Annotated in this window: 20 protein-coding genes; 6 read left to right on the top strand and 14 right to left on the bottom strand. The window is 64.7% G+C overall.

Annotated features, from left to right (window positions below; all coding sequences use genetic code 11):
* Nucleotides 1–160: 160 nt before the first annotated feature.
* Complete coding sequence (locus tag AADJ02_RS15050) at nucleotides 161–1366, top strand: IS256 family transposase (protein ID WP_341213827.1); 1206 nt, start codon at nucleotides 161–163, stop codon at nucleotides 1364–1366.
* On the opposite strand, the gene AADJ02_RS15045 is transcribed toward AADJ02_RS15050, so the two are convergent.
* The 10 genes from AADJ02_RS15045 to AADJ02_RS15000 form a co-directional block, all read right to left on the bottom strand.
* Nucleotides 1341–1610: a helix-turn-helix domain-containing protein gene (locus tag AADJ02_RS15045; RefSeq protein ID WP_341213826.1), complete on the bottom strand. Its 270-nt coding sequence runs from the start codon at nucleotides 1608–1610 to the stop codon at nucleotides 1341–1343. The two genes, AADJ02_RS15050 and AADJ02_RS15045, sit on opposite strands and share 26 nt — an antisense overlap.
* A gap of 117 nt (nucleotides 1611–1727) precedes the next feature.
* Nucleotides 1728–2729, bottom strand: coding sequence for an IS30 family transposase (locus tag AADJ02_RS15040; protein ID WP_341213825.1), 1002 nt, complete (start codon nucleotides 2727–2729; stop codon nucleotides 1728–1730).
* A 357-nt stretch (nucleotides 2730–3086) separates the two neighbouring features.
* Nucleotides 3087–3695 carry a hypothetical protein gene (locus tag AADJ02_RS15035; protein WP_341213824.1) on the bottom strand — a complete coding sequence of 203 codons (609 nt, stop codon included), beginning with the start codon at nucleotides 3693–3695 and terminating at the stop codon, nucleotides 3087–3089.
* 415 nt (nucleotides 3696–4110) lie between these two features.
* Entirely contained in the window at nucleotides 4111–5325 is a 1215-nt protein-coding gene (locus tag AADJ02_RS15030; RefSeq protein WP_341213823.1) for an IS256 family transposase, read from the bottom strand.
* A gap of 151 nt (nucleotides 5326–5476) precedes the next feature.
* Nucleotides 5477–6514 carry a DUF475 domain-containing protein gene (locus tag AADJ02_RS15025; RefSeq protein ID WP_341213822.1) on the bottom strand — a complete coding sequence of 346 codons (1038 nt, stop codon included), beginning with the start codon at nucleotides 6512–6514 and terminating at the stop codon, nucleotides 5477–5479.
* Nucleotides 6515–6556: 42 nt separating this feature from the next.
* Entirely contained in the window at nucleotides 6557–8176 is a 1620-nt protein-coding gene (locus AADJ02_RS15020) for an ABC transporter ATP-binding protein (protein WP_341213821.1), read from the bottom strand.
* Complete coding sequence (locus tag AADJ02_RS15015) at nucleotides 8169–9107, bottom strand: ABC transporter permease (RefSeq protein WP_341213820.1); 939 nt, start codon at nucleotides 9105–9107, stop codon at nucleotides 8169–8171. Before AADJ02_RS15015 ends, AADJ02_RS15020 begins: the two co-directional genes overlap by 8 nt.
* Nucleotides 9108–9120: 13 nt before the next feature.
* Entirely contained in the window at nucleotides 9121–10035 is a 915-nt protein-coding gene (locus AADJ02_RS15010; protein ID WP_341213819.1) for an ABC transporter permease, read from the bottom strand.
* Between the two features lie 54 nt (nucleotides 10036–10089).
* Nucleotides 10090–11595, bottom strand: coding sequence for an ABC transporter substrate-binding protein (locus tag AADJ02_RS15005; RefSeq protein ID WP_341213818.1), 1506 nt, complete (start codon nucleotides 11593–11595; stop codon nucleotides 10090–10092).
* Between the two features lie 31 nt (nucleotides 11596–11626).
* The gene (locus AADJ02_RS15000; protein WP_341213817.1) at nucleotides 11627–12541 is read right to left on the bottom strand and encodes a DMT family transporter; all 915 of its coding nucleotides are present in this window, start codon (nucleotides 12539–12541) and stop codon (nucleotides 11627–11629) included.
* 257 nt (nucleotides 12542–12798) lie between these two features.
* On the opposite strand from AADJ02_RS15000, the gene AADJ02_RS14995 reads away from it, so the two are divergent.
* Both AADJ02_RS14995 and AADJ02_RS14990 read left to right on the top strand, forming a co-directional pair.
* A complete protein-coding gene (locus AADJ02_RS14995; protein WP_341213816.1) occupies nucleotides 12799–13941 on the top strand; it encodes an exo-alpha-sialidase in 1143 nt (380 codons plus the stop codon).
* A gap of 42 nt (nucleotides 13942–13983) precedes the next feature.
* Nucleotides 13984–15108 carry an iron-containing alcohol dehydrogenase gene (locus AADJ02_RS14990; RefSeq protein ID WP_341213815.1) on the top strand — a complete coding sequence of 375 codons (1125 nt, stop codon included), beginning with the start codon at nucleotides 13984–13986 and terminating at the stop codon, nucleotides 15106–15108.
* Nucleotides 15109–15124: 16 nt separating this feature from the next.
* On the opposite strand, the gene AADJ02_RS14985 is transcribed toward AADJ02_RS14990, so the two are convergent.
* Nucleotides 15125–15865: a FadR/GntR family transcriptional regulator gene (locus AADJ02_RS14985; protein ID WP_341213814.1), complete on the bottom strand. Its 741-nt coding sequence runs from the start codon at nucleotides 15863–15865 to the stop codon at nucleotides 15125–15127.
* Nucleotides 15862–16914: a four-carbon acid sugar kinase family protein gene (locus AADJ02_RS14980; RefSeq protein ID WP_341213813.1), complete on the bottom strand. Its 1053-nt coding sequence runs from the start codon at nucleotides 16912–16914 to the stop codon at nucleotides 15862–15864. Before AADJ02_RS14980 ends, AADJ02_RS14985 begins: the two co-directional genes overlap by 4 nt.
* Before the next feature lie 169 nt (nucleotides 16915–17083).
* On the opposite strand from AADJ02_RS14980, the gene pdxA reads away from it, so the two are divergent.
* Both pdxA and AADJ02_RS14970 read left to right on the top strand, forming a co-directional pair.
* Nucleotides 17084–18070, top strand: a complete 987-nt coding sequence (pdxA, locus tag AADJ02_RS14975) for a 4-hydroxythreonine-4-phosphate dehydrogenase PdxA (RefSeq protein WP_341213812.1) — start codon at nucleotides 17084–17086, stop codon at nucleotides 18068–18070.
* A complete protein-coding gene (locus AADJ02_RS14970) occupies nucleotides 18067–18951 on the top strand; it encodes a dihydrodipicolinate synthase family protein (protein WP_341213811.1) in 885 nt (294 codons plus the stop codon). Before pdxA ends, AADJ02_RS14970 begins: the two co-directional genes overlap by 4 nt.
* A 157-nt stretch (nucleotides 18952–19108) precedes the next feature.
* Here AADJ02_RS14970 and AADJ02_RS14965 read toward each other — a convergent pair whose 3' ends face one another.
* Both AADJ02_RS14965 and AADJ02_RS14960 read right to left on the bottom strand, forming a co-directional pair.
* On the bottom strand, nucleotides 19109–19435 hold the full coding sequence (locus AADJ02_RS14965; protein WP_341213810.1) for a type II toxin-antitoxin system RelE/ParE family toxin: 327 nt from the start codon (nucleotides 19433–19435) through the stop codon (nucleotides 19109–19111).
* Nucleotides 19432–19698 carry a type II toxin-antitoxin system ParD family antitoxin gene (locus AADJ02_RS14960; protein ID WP_341213809.1) on the bottom strand — a complete coding sequence of 89 codons (267 nt, stop codon included), beginning with the start codon at nucleotides 19696–19698 and terminating at the stop codon, nucleotides 19432–19434. Before AADJ02_RS14960 ends, AADJ02_RS14965 begins: the two co-directional genes overlap by 4 nt.
* A 166-nt stretch (nucleotides 19699–19864) precedes the next feature.
* Between AADJ02_RS14960 and AADJ02_RS14955 the strand changes: the two genes are divergently transcribed.
* A complete protein-coding gene (locus AADJ02_RS14955; RefSeq protein WP_341213808.1) occupies nucleotides 19865–21076 on the top strand; it encodes a HipA domain-containing protein in 1212 nt (403 codons plus the stop codon).
* Nucleotides 21077–21343 lie beyond the last annotated feature (267 nt).

Genomic DNA, 21343 nt, shown 5'->3' with positions numbered 1-21343 from the left:
ATAGGGTCAAAAACTATTTGCATCACGGGCGGCAACCACAGAAGTGTCCCGTCACGTGGTGGACTTTCATGCTGCGCTGACGGTGTAACCGGGGTGGCCATCGAGGACGTCGGTTATGGTGGAGTTTGCGGACTTCAACCACGGACCGAGGGAGACCCCGATGACCGACACCAACATGCCCCTGATCGAGCTGCTGCAAAAGCATGATGAGGGCGACTTTCTCCGCGCTGTGACCGAGGCGGTGCTCCAGACGTTGATGGAGCACGATGTCGAGGGTCTGATCGGCGCTGGTCGCTACGAGCGCGGCGACGGCCGCCAGACCTATCGCAACGGCTACCGTGATCGTGAGCTGAAGACGCGGCTCGGTGCCTTGAACCTGCGGGTGCCCAAGCTGCGGCAAGGCTCCTACTTCCCCGGCTTCCTCGAGCCCCGCCGCACCTCGGAGAAGGCGCTGGTGGCAGTGATCCAGGAGGCATGGATCGGTGGGGTCTCGACCCGGAAGGTCGACGATTTGGTGCAGGCGATGGGGCTGTCGGGGATCTCCAAGAGCACGGTGTCGAAGCTCTGCAAGGACATCGATGAGCGCGTCCACGATTTCCTGGATCGTCCCCTGGCTGGTGACTGGCCCTACCTGTGGCTCGACGCCACCTACCTGAAGGTGCGTCAGGGCGGACGGATCATCTCGGTCGCAGCCATAATCGCTATGGCCGTGAACACGGATGGACGCCGGGAGATCATCGGTCTCAGCATCGGCCCCTCGGAAGCCGAGACCTTCTGGACTGACTTCTTGCGGAGCCTGAAGAGCCGGGGCCTGGCGGGCGTGAAGTTGGTCATCTCCGACGCCCACACCGGCCTCAAGGCCGCGATCGCCCGGGTATTCGACGCAACCTGGCAGCGCTGCCGGGTCCACTGGATGCGCAACGCGCTCGCCCACGTGCCGAAGGGGCAGCACACGGTGGTTGCCGCCGCGATCCGTCAGGCGTTCACCCAACCCGACCAGAAGGGCGCCATCGAGGTCTGGCGCCACGTGGCCGACCAGCTGCGTCCGCGCTGGCCGAAGCTCGGCGCGCTCATGGACGAGAGCGAGGCCGACGTCCTCGCCTACATGGCTTTTCCGGCTCAGCACCGCACGAAGTTGCACAGCACCAATCCACTGGAACGTCTCAACAAGGAGGTGAAACGGCGGGCAGATGTCGTCGGCATCTTCCCGAACGAGGAGTCCATCATTCGCCTGATCGGTGCAGTGCTCTTCGAGCAGAACGACGACTGGCAGAGCCAGCATCGCTACATGCAGGTCGAAGCCTTCGCACTCATCGATGCGGCGCAGATCGACCCGCTTCTCAGCCTATCAACACAGGCCGCCTGACCGATGATCCGCAATGACCATCCCGGAATTTACACCAGCTTGACGGACGCGACCCCAGCATGCCGTAGTAGTAGCTGCTGAGCTGGGGCAGCTCGCTATCTTCGAACCGGTTGCGCCGGATCTCGCGGTAGATCGTCGAACGGTGCCGTGATAGCCGCACCGCGATCTGGGTGATAGACATTTTCGCCTGGAGTAGGTCTTCGACCAGCCGCCGTTCTTGCAGATCCAGCTCGCGGTGGGCCATCTTCCAAACTCCTGTGTTTGCGACAGGATAGAGCGTTGGTCGCAACCCAGTTTAGAAAGTGCATCGCTGTGAGCGATACTTGAACCGCGACTCCGCGGCGGGTTCAGGGTAGGGCGCTCATGGCCTCTTCTCCAGCATCTTCGCCCGGAACACCTCGGCGGGGGTCCTCCATCCGAGGCATTTGCGCGGCGTCGCGTTCAGGCGGTCGCAGATCTCGCGGATGTCGTGGTCGGAGAGTTGGCCGATGTCGCGTTCCCGGGGCAGCCAGCGGCGGGCACGACGGTTGGTGTTCTCGACCGTACCTTTCTGCCAGGGCGCAGAGGGGTCGCAAAACCAGCTGCTCGTGCCGATCTCGGCCTGGAGATGCGGCCACGAGACGAACTCGGTGCCCCGGTCGAAGGTGATCGATCTGCGCGCTGGCTGAGGCAGCGCACGGATGGCCGCGATGACCTTGTCCATGACAGGCCGGGTCCGCTTGTCGGCGTTCTTCAGCAGCACGGTGAAGCGACTGACGCGTTCGACGAGAGAAGTCACGTTGGCGGAGCCGAACCGCTGCCGGAACAGCATCAAGTCAGCCTCCCAATGACCGAACTGGGAGCGCTGTGCCACGGCTTCGGGCCGGAACAGGATGCTGACATCACGGTGGAATTTCGGCGGATGCCGCTTGCGGGCGCGTCTCGGACGCCGGGCCTTGCGGTGGGTCGGCAGATACCACCACAGCTCTTCGCGCAGGCCTTCCTTGCCGTAGATGTAGCGATAGATCGTTTCCTGGCAGACCCGCAGCGGCGCGCGCTCGATGCGCATCCGGCCGGCGATCTGCTCCGGCGTCCAACCATCCTTGATCCGATCGACGACCTGGTCACGTAGCTGCGGATGCCGGATCAGCTTGCGCTGGCGGGCGCGGCGATCGCTGGTTCTCAGCTGAGCGGCCATCGCAAAGTAGCCCACGACCTTGGGCATGCAGGGATCCTGGAAATGGTTGCGTCGGAGCTCGCGAAAGATGGTCGAGCGGTGGCGGCGCAGCACCCGCGCCATCTCGTTCACGGATACTCTGGCATGGCGCCAGCGCTCGATCTTGCGGCGCTCCTCGAGCGTCAACTGCGCGTAGACACGTCCCATACTGGAAAACTCCTGCTTGATAGGGCATTGTTTTCAAACAAGAGTCGCAGTTGGAAGTAGCGCGCGCCGCTCAACTCAATCTATGCGTGTAATAAGCGTTATGTATTATGAGGGAGGTTTCGGCTCGAACCCGACCTCGTGGCCAATGCAGCAAAAGCCCAGATTCAGCCCGAAGCGTACACGTAATCTGTTGATGTTGTGCCCAAGAGGCAGCCACACGACGGCCAAAGAGCAGCTGTTCGCTAAACTCATTGCCATCGACAGCAATCGCGGACCTGGCCGTTTTCGACCTTATAATTGCTAAGGAAATAATTTAATGGATGCGCCCCTGATATAATATTCATCGATCCTCCTGTTCTACCAGTTCGTTTCGAAGTCTATTTTATCGTCAAGGTGTGTAAGGTGAAGGCGTGGAAAATGGACGCCCTCGGGCGCCTCTATTCCCATGTGATTGAGTCGATACAGTTCGATAGACAAGTGCTCGAATAGGTCAGCGCATTTCGCAAATATATCCTCGTTGATAAACTCCTCTGGCTTCATGTCCTCGGAGTTTCGCGGCACTGGGTATCGCCCGTGGTAAGGGACCACGTTGGAAAGCAAGCTCAATATATCTCTGTCTGATTCAGTGAGCTCCACTGTTCTACATCGCTTCGACAGAGCCATAAGGTCATGCCCAAGTAACTCCTTACTCAACTTACCGCCTTCCAAACGACTGGTGTCTTCAGAAATTAGGATGGCCTTTAACATGTTTTCGAGAGCAATGCCGTATAGAAGCAGAACAGGGCGCGAAACCAAGGGCCTTTTCTCGGTTCTCTGGGTGCCGTCTGCGCTTTGATAAAGATAGGCGACGAACTGTTTCTTGGAGCGATTGAAGATGCTGTCGGCAGTCTCTGCCAGCTCGTGCGCATAGCTAAACCAATATTCAGGAGCCGCTTGCTCAACAAAATCCCTCTTGCGATCAGTCATGAAAGGTCTTCTCACCAGGCCATTGAAAGTATCTTGACGTTAAGGCTGAATCCTTCAGTATTCGTGCCGGTCTGACAAGGGCAATGACGGCGGTGCGTCGGCTTTCTCTGGAGCGCACATCTCCAAGAATGTCTCGAACACATCCGTTTGAAGATGGAGAGAAGTCCCAAGCGGTTCCGTGCTGAGATAAATCTGATAGTCCGCTTTGGGTCTGATGGCGTCTACGGAGTCGACGCACAGTACGTATTTTGCAAAGAGCGCTATCTGCGCATTGCGGCCGCACATTCTGCTTGCAGCGAATGTCCGAGTTCCCTGAGCTACAAGGTTTTCAGATCGTTAGAAGTGGTGCTGCCTTCTGAACAGGGGAGTGTCCTGAACTTTGTGTATCCGGGCCGGCCCATGCGGTTTGGGATACTCAAGCGTCGAAGCGCTCGCCGAACATTATGGCGAACTGATTTCGGGCCGCAAACCATTCCCGAACATTTCGCCCGTCCTTCTCGAAGTTGCGGATGGCGAGGTAGATCAGCTTGGTCGCGGCCTCATCCGTTGGGAAGGACCCACGCGTCTTGATCGATTTCCGGATCACGCGGTTCAGACTTTCGATGGCGTTGGTGGTGTAGATGATCTTGCGGATCGCCGGATCGAAGGCAAAGAACGGGATCACTTCCTGCCATGCCCGACGCCAGGCCGGCGCGATGGAGGCGTATTTCCCGGCCCATTTTTCCTCGAAGGCATCAAGCTCGGCCTCGGCCAGATCGGCGGTCGGGGCGCTGTAAATTCGGCGCAGGTCAGCGGCCACGATCTTGCGGTCCTTCCAAGAGCAGAAGTTGAGGCTGTGGCGCACCAGATGCACAATGCAGGTCTGGACCATGGCATCCGGAAAGGCGGCGGTGATGGCCTCGGGGAAGCCCTTCAGCCCGTCCACAACCGCGATCAGGATGTCCTGCGTGCCCCGGTTCTTCAGCTCGTTCATCACCGAGAGCCAGAACTTGGCGCCCTCGTTCTCGGCAATCCAGAGGCCGAGAACCTCGCGCTGGCCATCACGGGTGACGCCGAGGGCGACATACACCGCCTTGTTCTTCACTGTCCGGCTGTCGGCGTCACGGATCTTCACGCGCAGCGCGTCGAAGATCACGATCGGATACATCCGCTCCAGCGCCCGGCTCTGCCATTCCCGAACCTCGTCCAGAACGGCGTCGGTGACGCGACTGATCAGGTCGGGCGAAACCTTCAGGCCATAGAGATCGAGCAGATGGGTCTGGATGTCCCGGACCGTCAGGCCGGCTGCGTAGAGCCCGATGATCTTGTCGTCCATCCCGTCGATCCGGGTCTGGCCTTTCTTCACCAGTTCCGGCTCGAAGCTGCTGTCGCGGTCGCGGGGCACCGCTACCGGCATCTCGCTGTCCTGCCCCTTCAGCACCTTGGTCGAGGCGCCATTCCGGCGGTTGCTCTGACCCGGTGGAGCTTCCTTGCCCTCTTCATAGCCAAGATGCGCCGTCAGCTCGGCGCCGAGCATCCGCTCCATGAGCTTGATCTTCAGCTCTTTCATCAGCCCGGCCTCGCCGAGCAGGTCCTCAGGGCGCTCTACGCCCTTCAGAAGTTCGTCCAGCAGTTCCTTGGAGATCGTCATGCATGCTTCCTTTCGAAGAAGCATGGACCGGATCACTCATACACAGAAGATCTGACACTCTCCTGAACAGCGGGCCATAGCTTCCCACATCTGACCTCTCCGCTTACCTCATGCCCGTGCCGGCAGACCTCGCCGTATCGGAGTGTTTGCTCTATGACACCAGACGCCGGTTGAACCTGACCGAAGACAGCAGCGACAGCCCGATGATCATCGCGCCGAGCAGCCCGGTGATCACCTCGGGCACGTGGACGAGGCTCTGCGCGAACATGATCACCGCCAGCGCGAGGATCGAGTAGAACGCACCATGCTCGAGGTAGCGGAACTGGCTGAGCGTCTTCTTCTCAACGAGCATGATGGTCATCGAGCGCACATACATCGCGCCGATCCCGAGACCGATGGCGATCAGGAACAGGTTCTGGGTCAGGGCGAAGGCGCCGATGACGCCGTCGAAGGAGAACGAGGCGTCGAGCACCTCGAGATAGAGAAACGCGCCCAGACCCCCGGCGCGGGCGGCGCTCTGCATCTCGCTTTCGGCGTCGAGCACGTGGCTCAGCGTTTCGACCAGCATAAAAACCACGAGGCCCATGATCGCCGCCTTGAAGAACACCGCCTGCTCGGCCAGCCCCAGCGCCAGCCCGAAACCCAGCACCACGGCGAGAACCAGACCGTAGGTGACGCCCTTGATGGTGCCCATCCGGCGCAACCGGTGCTCGATCCCGCGCAGCCAGTCGATCTCCTTGGCGTCGTCCATGAAGAAGTTCAGCGCCACCATCATCAGGAAGGTCCCGCCGAAGGCCGCGATCGACAGATGGCTCTCGTTCATCAGCCGCGCATAGGTGTCGGGCTCGGTCGCCGCGAGGCGCACCGCCTCGAAGGGCCCGACACGTGCCGCCACGGCGACCACGGCGAGCGGGAACACGATCCGCATGCCGAACACCGCGATAAGGATGCCCCAAGTCAGGAAGCGCTGCCGCCAGACCGGGCTCATGTCGCGCAGCTTGTTGGCGTTGACGATGGCGTTGTCGAATGAGAGCGAAATCTCCAGCACTGCCAGCACGGTGCCCACCAGCAAGAAGGACAGCGCGCCGCCGAGGCTGCCCTCGTAGCGCAGCCCGAGCCAGAAGGCGGCCACGAGGCCGAGGATGGTCACCAGCAGCGACCAGCGGAAATAGCGCAGCATCTCGGTCATGGGGGTCCTTGCTGTCTCGGAGGAGATGTTTCGGGGATCGGGTCAGGCCTGCAGCGCGAGCCGCTCGGCGCGACGGCGGGCCTGCACCTCCGGGTCCGGGTCGAGCCCGGCGGCCAGCAGGCGCTGGGTGTAGGGCTCGCGCGGGGCATCGAAGATCTGCCGCACGCTGCCCTGCTCGACGATCTCGCCCTGCTGCATCACCAGCACGCGGTCGGCGAAGTCGCGCACCACCGGCAGGTCGTGGGCAATGAAGACGAAGGCGATGCCCAATTCGTCGCGCAGCCGACCAAGTAGTTGGATCACCTGCGCCTGGATCGACACGTCGAGCGCGCTTACCGCTTCGTCGCAAATGATCAGCTCGGGCTCGAGCGCCAGCGCTCGGGCGATGGCAATGCGCTGCCGCTGACCACCGGAGAACTGGTGCGGGTAGCGGTCGGCATGTTCGGGTTTCAGCCCCACCTGTTCGAGCAGCTCCTGCACCCGCGCTCGCCAGCGGGATTTGGGCAGCACCTCGCGGTGAATGGCCCAGGCCTCCGAAATGATCTCGTAGACTGACATGCGCGGGTTGAGCGACTGCGTCGGATCCTGGAACACCATCTGCAACTGCCGTCGCACCGCAGCCATCTCGCGCGGCGTCTTGGTCAGCAGGTCCTCGCCCTTCCACAGAGCCTGCCCGGCGCTCGCCTCCTCGAGACGCACCACCAGCCGCGCCACGGTCGACTTGCCCGATCCACTCTCACCCACCACGGCGAGGCATTCACCCGGCATCACATCAAACTCGGCACCCTTCAGTGCGGCGAAGCCGCCGTACTCCTTGCGCAGCCCACGGCAGGACAGAAGCGGTGTCACCGGCGACCGATCGGCTCGCATCTCGCCGCGCCCCGGTGCCGCCGAGATCAGCTTGCGCGTATAGGGGTGGGTAGCGTTGTGGTAGAGGTCGTGCGGCGTGCCGGTCTCGACGATGCGGCCACCTTCCATCACCACAGCCCGGTCGGCGATTTCGGCCACCACGCCGAGATCATGGGTGATCAGCAAAAGCCCCATGCCCGTCTCACGTTGCAGCTCCTCGAGCAAAGACAGAACCTCGGCCTGCACGGTCACGTCGAGCGCGGTGGTGGGCTCGTCGGCGATCAGGATGTCGGGTTTGAGTGCCAGCGCCATCGCGATCATCAGGCGCTGCCTCTGGCCACCCGAGAACTGATGCGGATACTTGCGCATCGCCGCGTCGGGGTCGGGAAGACCGACCCGGGCAATCAGCTCACGCGCCCGCCCCCGCGCCTGGGCCGCAGGCGTGCCGTGCGCGGTAGCGGTTTCGGCGATCTGCCGGCCGACCGGGTAGACCGGGTTCAGGTGGCTCAGCGGGTCCTGGAAGATCATCGCGATGCGGCGGCCATTGATGTCGCGCCGCGCCTCGGCGCCAAGCGTGAGCAAGTCGCGCCCTTCGAACAGGATCTGACCACTGGTGATCTCGCCGGGCGGGCAGTCGATGAGGTTCATGATCGCCGAGGCCGAAACCGATTTGCCGGAGCCGCTTTCGCCGAGGATCGCCAGCGTCTCGCCGCGGTCCAAGTGCCAGGACACCCCCTGCACGGCCTGCACCGGCCCGCGCGCGGTGTGAAAGCGCACCGAGAGATCGCGCAGTTCGAGAAGATGCTCAGCCATTGCGCTTGCCTCCGATTTCGAGCCGCCAGCGCTGGGTCGGGTCGAGCGCGACCCGCATCCAGCCCGAGAGCAGGTTGAGCGACATGGTGGTCAGGATGATCGCGAGACCGGGCCAAAACGCGAGCCACCAGGCCGAGGTCAGGTATTGCCGGCCTTGGCTCACCATAAGCCCCCAAGTGATCTCGGGGGCCTGGATGCCGATGCCGAGGAAGGACAGCGCGCTCTCGGCCAGCATCACGAAGGCGAAGTCGAGCGTGGCGATGGTCAGCAGTGTCGGCAGGATCACCGGCAGGATATGGCGGAACACGATGCGCGGCGTCGAGGCTCCCATTACCAGCGCCGCTTGGACGAACATTCGCTCGCGCACTTCCAGCACCTCGGCACGGGTGGTGCGCAGGTAGATCGGGATCCGGGTGATCGCCAGAACCAGGATCAGGTTCGCGACCGAGGGCGCCAGCATGTAGAGCACGATCACCGCGAGAAGCAGCGATGGAAACGACATGATGACGTCTGCCGTGCGCATGATCACCTCGCCGGTCCAGCCGCCGCGATAGCCGGCGATCAGGCCCAAAGTGGTCCCGATTGCCATCGAGAAGACCACCGCCCCGGCGGCAATCAGCAGGGTATTCTGCGCGGCCACCACGATCCGGGCCAGCAGCGGGCGACCGAGTGCATCACCACCCAATACGTAAAGCCAGCCGCGTGACAGGTCGAAGGGCGGTGCGTTGCGCGCCCGCAGGTTCTGGCCGCCCGCGGCATCGCCCATGAGCCATGGCCCGACAAGGGCACAGCCGATCATGGCAAGGAGCAGCAGCGCAGCAGCAAAGGCGAACTTGTCGGCCCAGAGCATCGACCCGAGGCGCAGCAGGGCGGGACGCTCTCTCATCGCGGCAGGCTCCGGGGTGGCGGGGACGGTGGTGGTGTCGGACATGTCACGCGCTCCTTCAGGTGCGGATGCGCGGATCGAGCAACGCGTAGGCGATGTCGATCAGCAGGTTCATGACGAAGATGGCCAGCGCGGTGACCATGATCGCGGCGAGGATCACGTTGAAGTCGCGCTGCAGGATCGAGTCGATCATCAGTTTGCCGACACCCGGAAAGCCGAAGATGGTCTCGACCACCACGGCGCCGTTCAGGAGCGCGGCGGCCTGGTCGCCGATCACGGTGATCACCGGCAGCATGGCGTTGCGCAGCGTGTGCACGAAGATGATCGGCCGGTTGCGCACGCCCTTGGCCCGGGCGGTCTTCACATAAGCCGAGCCGAGTGCTGTGAGCATCGCGCCGCGCACCACCTGCACGATCAGCCCGAAAGGCCGGATGAACAGCACCGCGATCGGCAGGATCCAGTGCCAGACCGTGCCGGTGCCGGAGGTCGGCACCCAACCCAGTCCCACCGAGAACACGACGATCGCGACGATGGCGATCCAGAAGTCCGGCGCCGAGGCCCCGACCAGTGACAGCATCGAGGCCAACCGGTCGAAGAGCGAACCAACCCGAAACGCGGCCAGCGAGCCGAGCACGACGGCGGCAACAGTCACCAGGGTCATGGTGATCAGGGCCAGCTGCAGCGTCCAGGCAAAACCTTCCAGCACCACCTCGATCGCCGGACGCGCCTTGCGGATGCTCTCGCCGAAATCAAGCACCGCCAGGTCACCGACATAGCGACCGAACTGCACCAGCAGCGGATCGTTCAGCCCGTGGATTTCGCGGAAGTTCTGACGCATCTCTTCCGAGGCATCGATCGGCAGATAAAGGGCCGCCGGGTCGCCCGTCAGTCGCGACAGGAAGAAGACGAGCACCACGAGGCCGACAAGCGAAATCAGGCTCGAGACGGCGCGTTTTCCAATCATCCGCTGCATGGCGGTCCTCCTTGGGGTTGGCCCGCGCACCATGAGGCGCGCGGACCGTCAGGCTCACTTCAGGCCGATCTCGGCAAGCTGAAGCTGGCTGTTGGTGGCAATGGTCGGTTCGAACTCGACCTCGGGGCCGACCCGGGCGAAGCCTACCATGTGGAACAGCAGCACGTCGGCCACCACCTCATCATGGAGGTAGGCAAAGAGTTCGGACCAGAGCTGCTCGCGTTCGTCACCGGTGGCAGCGGTGGCGGCAGCGATCAGCTCGTCTGCGCGCGCGTCGGCGATACCGGACTGGCGGCCTTCCGAGTCGTATTTGAAGAACATCGAGAAGACCGGGTCACCGCGCGAGTTGTCGTGCTGCGCACCGACCAGGATCGGGCCGCGGTCGTCGACATAGGGCTTGGAGTAATACTGCTCATGCTCGGCCACCTCGACCATCTGCAGCCGAATGTTGAAACCGGCCTCGGAGAGCATCGCCTGCAGCGCCTCGTAGAGTTCGGTGGCGCCGGGGAAGTTCCCGGTGCGCCCGACCAGCAGGATCTCGGTGTCGACCGGCACGCCATCGGCCTTGGCTTCGTCGAGCAAGGCTCGCGCCCGCTCGAGGTCGTAGGGCGGCGGGGTGATCTCGGCGTTCCAGCCGATGGTGGTCGGGGGCACGATCGCCGTGGCGATTTCGGTGCCTTCGGCCAGGATGGTGCCGATGAAGGCCTCGCGATCGACCGCAAGGTTCAGCGCCTGCCGCACCCGGATGTCGTCGAGCGGGGTGACCGAATGATCGATGCGCAGGTAAGTGGTCTCGGAGTTCGGATAGGGCTTGTCCATCGCCGGATCGGTTGCCTCGATCGCCGAGATCGAGGGCGCGATATCGGCCTCTCCCGCCTGCACCATCGCCGCGCGCACCGCCTCGTCGGTGCGGAAGAGATAGTTGGCGCCGGTCACGGCGGGCTGCTCGCCCCAGTAGTCGTCGCGCCGCTCGAGCCGGATGTTCTGTCCCGGGTTCCACTCGGCCAGGGCATAGGGCCCGGTGCCGATCGGCTCGCGCGTGAACTCCATCGGCGTCTCGGATGGAACGATGGTCAGCAGCGACAGCATCAGCGGCAGGATCGGCTGGGCCGGTTCGGTGCGGAAGTCGATGGTGTGGGCGTCGACCACGGTGGGGGTGATCTCGATCCCCTCGTAGTAGCGCGAGATCTCGCAGGTGATCTCGGGACTCTGCGCGCGCTCGAAGCTGTGTTTCACATCTTCGGCGTCGAAGTCCGAGCCATCCGAAAAGCTGACGCCCTGCCGCAGGTTGAAGCGCCAGGTGTTGTCATCGACCTGCTCCCAGGTCTCGGCCAGGCGCGGCATCACGCCGCCATCGCCGCGCACGTCGAGCTCGGTCAGCGTCTCCGAGATGTTTTGCAGGACGATCCGACCAATGTTCGAACGGGTCGCCATGCAGGGCTCGACCAGGTCGACCTCCTCGCCCAGCACGATGGTGACATCGCGCTCCTCCTGCGCGAAGCCGGGCACGGCCGCAGCGCTGGCCAGTAGCAGGCCGGTGATCAGCGATCTAGGTGTCATGTTTTCTCCTCCCATGAAGAACTGTGGCGGGTCACCGGCGTTGTGCCGGCAGCCCCGCCCGATGCGTTTTCAGCCGTCCGCCGGCCGTGACCACGAGTGTTCCGGTCAGGATGACCGCCGCCCCGATCCAGGTCGCGAGGCCGGGGCTTTCACCGAAGGCCAAGTACCCGAGCGCGGCCACCATCGGCAGCCGCAGGAAATCCACCGGCGCCAGCAGCGACGCATCGGCCAGACCAAAGGCGCGTGTCATCAGCGCCATGTTGGCCGCGCCCAGTACGCCTTGCAGCGCCAACAGACCCAGCACCTCGACCGATGGCGTGGTCCAGACCAGAGCTGCCGGGATCGCCGCAAGCGGCACCGTCACCACCAGGTTCCAGGCGACCAGCGTGCCGGTATCGTCATGCGCCGACATCGCCTTGAGCATCAGCTGCGCCACGGCGATCAGCGCCGCTCCGGACAGCGCGTAAAGCAGTGCCGGTGAGGCGGAGCCGCCACCCGGCGCGATCAGGATCAACGCCCCGGCAAAACCGGTGGCGATGCCGAAGATCCGCAGCGCATCGAGCCGTTCGCCCAGCCAGATCCAGGCGCCCAGCGTCAAGAACAGCGGCGCGGTGAACATGACCGCCGTGGCGTCTGCCAGCTCGGCGCTCGCGAAGGCGGCGTAGAAGGCCACGAGCGACAAAAGCTTGATGGCCGCCCGGAGCAGGTGCAGGCCGCGATAGCGGGAAAGGCCGAGGCCGCCCCGCGCGATGATCCAGGGCGCCAGGAAGGCGAGGCCGAAGGCGCTGCGAAAAAAGCCGATGGCGAAGGGATGCATTTCTTGCGCCACGGCTCGCACCAGGGCGGCGTCGGTCGCGGCAAGCGCAGCGGCGGTGGCCGCCATGCCAATCGCCGCCGCGCTTGCCGTGCCGCCCGCTGTTGCGATGTCTGTGGCGTGATCTTGCATGAGTCCCTCGCTGGGCCGATGTCGGGCATATTGGTAAAGTTGCAACCACCTGTCAAACGGGATTATCGGAAACCGCTTAACTGCGGACTAGATCAACAACAAGCGACTGATAACGTGTTGATTTATGTTGCTGCGAAGAAAGCCGGGAGCCGCGCCTCAAACTATTCAACTTGACAAGTGCGTAACTTGAGCCCCATTTCAGGGCCAGATGCAGGCCCGGAGGAGACAAGATGACACCTGAAGAGATCGCTGCCCGAATGACCGGCAACCTGCAGCCCCGCCCCGGGGGCTCCGAGGCGGTCCTGCCCGCCCCGACCGTGCAGAACCATGCCGCCTTCCTCGCGCGACTGCCCGATGGAGCGTTGGCCTGCGCCTGGTTCGGCGGCTCGCTCGAGGGCAAGTCCGATATCTCGATCCACGCATCCCTTCTCGAGGAGGATGCGGAGGGCTGGGGTCCTGCGAGCCAGCTCACCGATGACCCGAACCGCTCGGAGCAGAACCCGGTGATCTTCTGCGCGCCAAGCGGAGAGATCTGGCTGTTCAACACCGCGCAGCCCGCCGGCAATCAGGACGAAGCCCGTGTCTTCGTCCGGCCGCTGCGGCGGCAGGGAGACCGCCTGATTTCGGGTCCGGCGCACGACACGGGCTTGCCATCCGGCACCTTCATCCGGGCCGCGCCCGTGATCCGCGACGATGGCGCCTGGCTGTTGCCGCTCTTCCTTTGCAATGCCCGCCCCGGGATCCGCTGGACCGGCGCCCACGACACGGCCGCCGTCGGGGTCAGCACCGACGGGGGCGATAGCTGGCATGTTGAGCCGGTGCCCGATTCCGTCGGCTCGGTCCACATGACGCCGGTCCCGCTCGGCGGCAACCATCTGGCCGCCTTCTATCGTCGCCGCCAGGCAGACGCGGTGCATCGCTCCGAAAGCAGCGATGGCGGCCGCAGCTGGAGCGCGCCCGCGCCGACCGATCTGCCGAACAACAACAGCTCGATCGCCGCAGCGGCACTGCCCGACGGCCGGCTTGCACTGCTTTGCAATCCGGTATCGGCGGCGATGTCGGATTCGCGTCGCGCCTCGCTCTACGACGAGCTCGATGGCAGCGACGACCGGCCCGAGGCGCGCGACGGTTGCCGCCCGGTTTGGGGCGTCGAGCGGGCGCCGCTGACGCTCTGCCTTTCCATGGACGGCGGCCGCAGCTTTCCGCTGCGCCATGTCGTGGAAGACAGCCCCGGTACCTGCCTGTCGAACGACTCGCTCGACGGGCGCAACAAGGAGCTGTCCTACCCGGCGTTGCTGCCGCGTGCCGATGGCGGGCTCGACATCGCCTTCACCCTGTATCGCCGCGCGATCAAGCACGTCCGGCTCGACGCCGCGACGCTGCGCGCGCTTGGTCACTGATCCGCCGCGTTGCGCGCCGGGCATCACGAAAGGAGTTCCGCCATGAACGGGATGGACAGGCCGATCACCCTCTTCCAGCCGCGCCAGCTCGAAATTGGTGCCGGCGCAAGCGGCAAGCTCGGTGACTGGGCGTCAGACGCCGATCGGGTGCTGGTCATCGCCAGCGCCCCCACTGCCGGCTATGTCGAGCGGCTGCGCCTGCCCGGCGTGGTGCGGGTCATCAACAATGTCCCCCCTGAGCCCGATTTGCCGGCCTTCGAGGCGGTGCTGGAGGTGGCGCGGGCGCATCGCCCCGATCTCGTGGTCGGGCTGGGCGGCGGTTCGGTGCTCGACGTGGCCAAGCTGGTGGCGGCATTGTGGGACGGCGAGCAGGGACTGCGCGCGGTCGCCGGGCCGAACAAGGTCGCTGGACGCCATACCCGGTTGGCGCAGGTCCCGACCACCGCCGGGACCGGTTCCGAGGCGGGCATTCGGGCGCTGATCACCGATCCGGAGACCAAGGCCAAGATCGCCGTGGAGAGCCCGCACCTGCTGGCCGACATCGCGCTGCTCGACCCCGAGCTGACGCATTCGGTTCCCCCGGCGGTGACTGCCGCCACCGGCATCGACGCCATGGCGCATTGCGTGGAGGCCTTTACCAACATCCGCGCCCATGACCTGATCGATGGCTATGCACGGCTTGGCATCGGGCTGGTCGGGCGCTACCTCGCGCGCGCAGTGGCCGATGGTCATGACACCGAAGCCCGCGCCGGGATGATGCTGGCTTCCTACTACGGCGGTCTCTGCCTCGGCCCGGTCAACACAGCGGCCGGTCATGCGCTGGCCTATCCGCTCGGCACCCGGCTCGGACTGCCGCATGGCCTCGCCAATGCGATCATCTTCCCGCACGTGCTGGCCTTCAATCAGCCGGTGCGCCCTGAGAAGACCGCCGAAGTGGCCGAAGCGCTCGGCCTGGAGGGCCGCGGCCGCCCTACCCGGCTGCTCGACGCTGCGCACGGGTTCTGCCAGCAGCTTGGCGTCGAGATGCGCCTGTCGGCGCATGGGGCGGAGCGCGACGCGCTGGCCGGTTGGGCTGAAGAGGCCCACGCAATCCGGCGGCTCATGGACAACAACCCGCGCGACATGTCGGTGACGCAGGTGCAGGAGATTTACGAGGCCGCCCTTTGAGGGCGGCCTGCGGCGCTCAGAGCGACAGGTCGAGCGTGCCGCCACCGAACAGTCGGTCGCGCGAATGGGTGACGTGCCGCCGCATCGCCTCACGCGCGGCCTCCGGGTCGCGGTCACGCACCGCATCGCAGATCGCCTTGTGCTCGGCGAACACCTCCTCCAGCGCCCAGGCGCCGTCGGACATCAGCGACTCTCCATGCAGCTTCATGCCGACATGGATGTGGTCCCGCAGCGCTTTCAGCGTTTCCTCGTAGTAGCGATTGTTCGAGGCTTTGGCGATCGCCAGGTGGAACGCGAAATCGGCGTCCTCGCGGTGAAGCCGAGAGCCGGTGGCGTCCGACAGCAGGTGTAGCGCGCGTTCCATCTCCTCGAGCGCGGCGGCATTGCGCCGCTGCGCCGCCAATGCCACGGCGTCGGTTTCAATGGTCAGCCGGAATTCGTAGCAACGCTGGATGTCGGCGATGGTCTCGACCGGCGTATAGCCGAGCGCCGGCTCGCGCTTTACCCGGACGAAATTGCCTGCGCCTTGCCGCGAATAGATCAAACCCTCCTCGCGCAGTTGCTCAAGAGCCACCCGCAGCACGGGTCGCGAGACGCCGAACTGCACCGACAGCTCCTTTTCCGCGGGCAGCTTCTCGTTGGGCCCATAATCGCCGCGCATGATACGCGAGTGCAGGGATTCATGCACTTTCTCGGCCAGCGAGGGGCGCCCGCGCGCGCCGCCCCGGCCCGCCTCCACCCCGTTCACATCCGTCATTTTCCGTCTCCGTCGCATGTCTCGCGCAGCTCGTTCGCGATCTCGCGCAACAAGGCGGGGCCGCCGAAGCCACCCGATTTCGTCAGTAGCCGGACCGACCCCCAAGGGGTCTCGATCCGGCACAGCGGGACCCCTGGCCGGAACTCCGCCAGGACTTCTACGGTGTCGACACCCAACTGGTCCAGAAGCTGGTTGGCCGTCTCACCCCCCGTCACCAGCAGGCTCGCGGGGCGCCGTCGTCGCAACTCAAGCGCCAAGGCCTTTGCAAAACGGGCCCCAGCGACCGCGCCATCGAGCCCTCCGCCGCCATCGCTGATCGTCACCATGGCAAGGGGCCCCTCTGGCAGGGCCGCTTCAGGGTTGCCATCCGGCGCTTCTACAACAGGACCCAGTTCGCGTAGTTGCGCGAATTGGGACAACGTCACCGGATCGCGCGAGCCACTCGCGATCACGAGTGGCGCGTTCAGGAATGGCAGCGCGGCCGCCGAGGGGTCCGCACCCTGCCGGGCCAGCGCGACCGCGAGGCCGCGCGCGCCGACCCACAGGACGGCATCACGACGCGCCGCAACGAGCCGGTTGAGGGCGTCCTGCTCCAGGGCGTCCGGCACCTCGATGGGCTGGTCGAACCGATTGGCGATCACGATCGGTTCGGCGATGCCCTCGCCGCTGAGGATACCCTCCCGCTGGACCCGCCCCATATCCGGGATGGCCGGGATCGCGACGACCGACCGGCCCGGCAGCGCGCGCGCCGCGGCACGCGTTTCTGCAGCCACGTTGCCTTTGAGCCGTGAGTCGACCTTCTTCAGCACCACCGGAATATCTGCGGGCTCGAGGGCGCGCAGGACCTCGTCGACCCGGCCTGCGGCAATTCCGGCCGGGATCTCCCGGCTTTGCGTGTTCACGGCCACGACGTCCGGCGCGCTCCGCAGCACATCCGGCAGGGCGGATATCCGGCGCGCCACCAGGACCCGGCGGCCGGTCTGCGCAAAGGCCACTGCCGAGTCGAGGGCTCCAGTCAGGTCGTCTGCAATGATCAGGCAATGCGGCATGAGCTACTCTTTGTTCACATGACATATTTACATACCTACATAGCTCGCTCAAGTGCTATAAAAAGCTGGACATGGACGAGATATACAGCTCCATGCTCCTGACATGTTGCAAACTGGTAATTGTCGCGCTAGGAACGGGCTCGACAGCATCTGGCCAATGGAGATGGCGATGACCCGACCGATCGTGATCACGATGGGCGACCCTTCCGGGGTCGGCGCAGAGGTAACCGTCAAGGCCTTGGCCGAGCGACCCGAGCCACTGCGCCGCTCGACCGTCGTCATCGGCGACCGCGACACGCTCCAGCGCGCGGCTGAAATCTGCGGCCTCGGCCTGCCGATCGTCGAGCCCGGCTCGTCCGAGGATGGTATCCGCGTCGAGCATGTCCCGATTGAAGGGCTGCCGGGACGGTTCGGGGTGCTCGATCCAGCCTGTGGCGAGGCAGCCTTCCGATACATCGAACGCGCCGTACGCATGGCCGAGGCCGATGAGGCCGCGTGCATCGTCACCGCCCCGATCAACAAGGAGGCGCTGAACGCGGCCGGTCATCACTATGACGGCCATACCGGCATGCTGGCGCATCTCACCGGCTCGAAATCTTCCTGGATGCTGCTCGCGTCCGAACGGCTCAGCGTCGTGCATGTCTCCACCCATGTCTCGCTCAAGGATGCGATCGGCCGCGCGACCATGGAGCGGGTGCTTGAGACCATCCGCACCGGGCATCGACACCTGCGTCGCATGGGGATCGAGGTGCCGCGGATTGCTGTGGCAGGAATTAATCCGCATTGCGGAGAGAACGGGTTGTTCGGCACCGAGGACGACATCTCCATTGCCCCTGCCGTGGCGCGGGCCCAAGCCGAAGGGATCGATGTGCAGGGACCGATTTCGGCCGACACCGTCTACCATCGTGCCTATCAGGGCGCCTTCGATCTCGTGGTGGCGCAGTATCACGACCAGGGCCACATCCCGATCAAGTTGGTGGCTTTCGATACAGCCGTGAACGTCTCGCTCGGCCTGCCGATCGACCGATGCTCGGTCGACCACGGTACTGCCTTCGATATTGCCGGCACCGGGCGGGCGAACCACGGCAACATGCTCTCGGCACTGGACTACGCGGCGCGCATGACGGGCGCCGCCCGCGCGGAGGAAGCGGCATGACCAGGACCCGCCACGCCTATGTCGCGCTCGTGACCTGCTTTCGGGACGACGAAACGATCGACTACGCTGCAACGCGGGCGCAGGTTCGCAGGCAGGTCGCCGCCGGCAACAACATCATGTGCGCCGGCACCAATGGTGATTTCACCGCGCTGACCTTCGATGAAAAGGTCAAGCTCTGTGCCGAGGTGGTCGACGAGGTCGCCGGCCGCGCCCGGGTCATCGTCAATGCCGGTACGCCCGCCACCTACGAGACCACGCTGCTGGCCCGGGAGTTCGACCGGATCGGCGTTGACGGTATCGCGGTGATCACGCCCTATTTCATCGCATGCACCCAGGATGGGCTCGTGCGTCACTTCTCCACCGTGGCCGACGCGGTGCAGACGCCGGTTTATCTCTACGACATCCCGGCCCGCACCCAGAACCACATCGAGCCCGATACCGCGCGGCAACTGGCTGGTCATGGCAACATCGCCGGGATCAAGGACTCCGGTGGCGCGCAGCAGACGCTGGAGGAGTACCTGGCCGTTTCGCGCGAGCACCCGGGGTTCGAAGTCTATTCTGGCCCTGACCACCTCGTGCATTGGGCTCTCACGGAGGGCGCGGCGGGCTGCATTTCGGGACTGGGCAACGTGATGCCGGAGACGCTGGCGCAGATCCTGACGGCGTTCAACGCCGACGATCCTGCGGCGGCCGAAGCGGCACAGGAGCGCTTTTCGGCCTTCCGCAAGGACCTCTATGGGCTTGGCTATCCCCCGGCACTGGTGAAGCGTGCCCTGTGGCTACGCGATCCCTCGGTCGGGGCGAGCCGCCAGCCTGCCCTCCTGCCGGATGCAAAGCAGGATCGACAGATCGCGGAGATACTGGAGCGCTACGGTCTCTGAAGAAGACAGGCATCAAGAGGGTCCCGTCAACGACTGCGGGCCATGGAGGCGGGTCTCGAGTCGATATCCGTGCCCGGGCAGCCCACGCCGAAGACAACGCCGGAGGCGTACACGCTGATCGCCCCCGTCCCGCCCTAAAAGCATGCAGGACAACCCATCACAACCGCGCTTGGATTGCCGCTATACGCGCTGGCAGGTCGCTCCGCGCGTGTAGAAAATCCACGATGACGAGCTCGTCAGGCATGTCGAGGAACACGAGGAAATGCTCGCCTGCGCGTGTATAGCGCAGGTCCATTTCGCTGTTCTGACCGAGGAGTCCCGAGCAGTCGCGGCTGGCGGCGCGGCCAGCCGCCAAGGCCGCGCATCGATCGAGCAGTTCGTTTTCGTAGATCTCGGTCTGCCGCGGCCCGAACATCTCCAGCGTCCGCAAAGCGATGTCGGCAAGGCTCTCTTCCGCTCGTGGCGTGAGCCGCCAGGCCTTCATCCTTCGGCGTGTCGCTGCCGCGCCTTCGCAAACGCGCGTCGAACGGCCTGTTCGCCCGAACCGGGCGCCCGGGCGCCGGAAAGAGCCTCTTCAACGCTCGCGCCCAGCCGGGTGCGCAGCGCAAGGCTCTGGCGCTCCTCGGCCTCGAGAAGGCGCAGACCCGCGCGAAGCGCCTCGCTGGCATTCTGGAACCGGCCCGAAGCCACGAGAGCCTGCACATACTTATCTTGCTGATCTGTCAGAACGACATTTCGCGTAGCCATGTGCCTCTCCTCTTCAAGCCGCTGATTGGCATATTATGCCAACTACAGCGCTGCTTCAACGGCTCCTCATTTACCATGCCGGCTTTCCAGGGCATCGCGATCCGGATGCGGTTGCGCTATTACCACCGCGGGCGCGATCGGCGCGCTGTCTTACGGAACCCGGCTCGTGACCACCTCGCGCATTCACGCCCTCTCGGAAGCTGCCTCTGCGTTCGTCTGGACCTGGCTGCCGGGGGAGATCAGGCCCGTACCGGCCGGCCGGCTGCATGGCGGCACCGAATGCCGCCATGATTTCGGCTATCTGCCCGATTATCTCGACCGCCCGAATGCCATCGCGCTGGGTCCCGACCTGCCCCTGGCGCCCGGCATGCGGGCTCTTCCTGGGTCCGGGCTCAAAGGAACGCTGCGCGATGCCCTCCCGGGCGCCTGGGGCCGACGCGTGACACGTGCCCTGCAGCTCGATCGCCACGGCGCCGACGTCGGTGCAAACACAATCGGGGACATCGCCTACGGGCTGCTCGCGGGCACCGACGGGATCGGGGCCCTGTCCTTTCAAGCATCGGCGACCAGCTTCGAGGCACGGATCGCGCCCAAGGCAGAGCTGGAAGCCTTGGCCGAGGCCGTAGACCGCGTCGAACGAGGACAGTCCCTGCCGGCAGAGCTGGCGGCATCGCTCGTCCATGCTGTGGCGATCGGTGGAGCAGGACCCAAGGCGCTCGTCGAGTTTGACGGGCGGCCTTGCATCGCGAAGTTCGGCAAGAGCCACGAGCCGTATGATGCGCTTCGGGAAGAATACATCGGGCTTCGGCTCGCACGGCTGTGCCATCTCGACGTTCCCCATGTTGCGCTGCGCCGCCTTGGGGAGCGTCAGGTGCTGCTGATCGGGCGCTTTGATCGCGAGAGGAGCGGTGCCCGACGGGCCATGGTGAGCGGACTGACGCTCCTCGGGCTTGGAGAAGCCCCGGTGCGCGCTGCGCGCCACGAGGATTTCATCGGCGTGGCCCTTGGCCTGGCGCATGATCCGGATGCGACACGCCGGGAGTTGTTCCGTCGGGTGGCCTTCAACCTCCTCCTGGGCAATGAGATTGGACACGCTTGCTATCAGGTCCTGTTCTGGAACGGGCAGAGCGTCGACTTGGCGCCCGCCTTTGGCTGCGGCCTGCAGGCTCCGATCCCCAAGGTTGTCAGCCACGCAAGGGCAACCTGCGAGCCGGATTGGCGTGCGCGTATGGCATCGGCGCTCGACACGGCACCGCGCTTCGGCCTCAACCCCGAAACGGCGGGCTCCCTCGTGGAATGTCTTTTCGAAGGGATCAGGCAGCACTACGCGGCGGTCGCCTCAGAGGCTGACGTCGCCCGGAGCCGTCCTGCTGCCTGATCGGCAAGACCATCCCCCGATCCATCTCTCGGACTTCTCTGGATGGTTCTAAAGCGGAACTTGCCCCTGCCGCAGTTTCGGGACGTCGATTGCGCCTCCATCACGAAACCTCATCTGCGAGGGCTCGGCGCAAGCACATTCTCCCAGCAAGGGTGGCACAGGCAAGCGAGGCCGCGCCGATGTTCGGCCTGGACCGGGATGCCGCTCCCATCGATCATCGAGCAAGTCCGCGACGGGATTGCCGAGCATGACCCCGCAGCGATGTTC

Source organism: uncultured Limimaricola sp., assembly GCF_964022235.1.
Taxonomy (GTDB): Bacteria; Pseudomonadota; Alphaproteobacteria; order Rhodobacterales; family Rhodobacteraceae; genus Limimaricola.
This window is presented reverse-complemented; position numbering and strand designations above follow the sequence as displayed.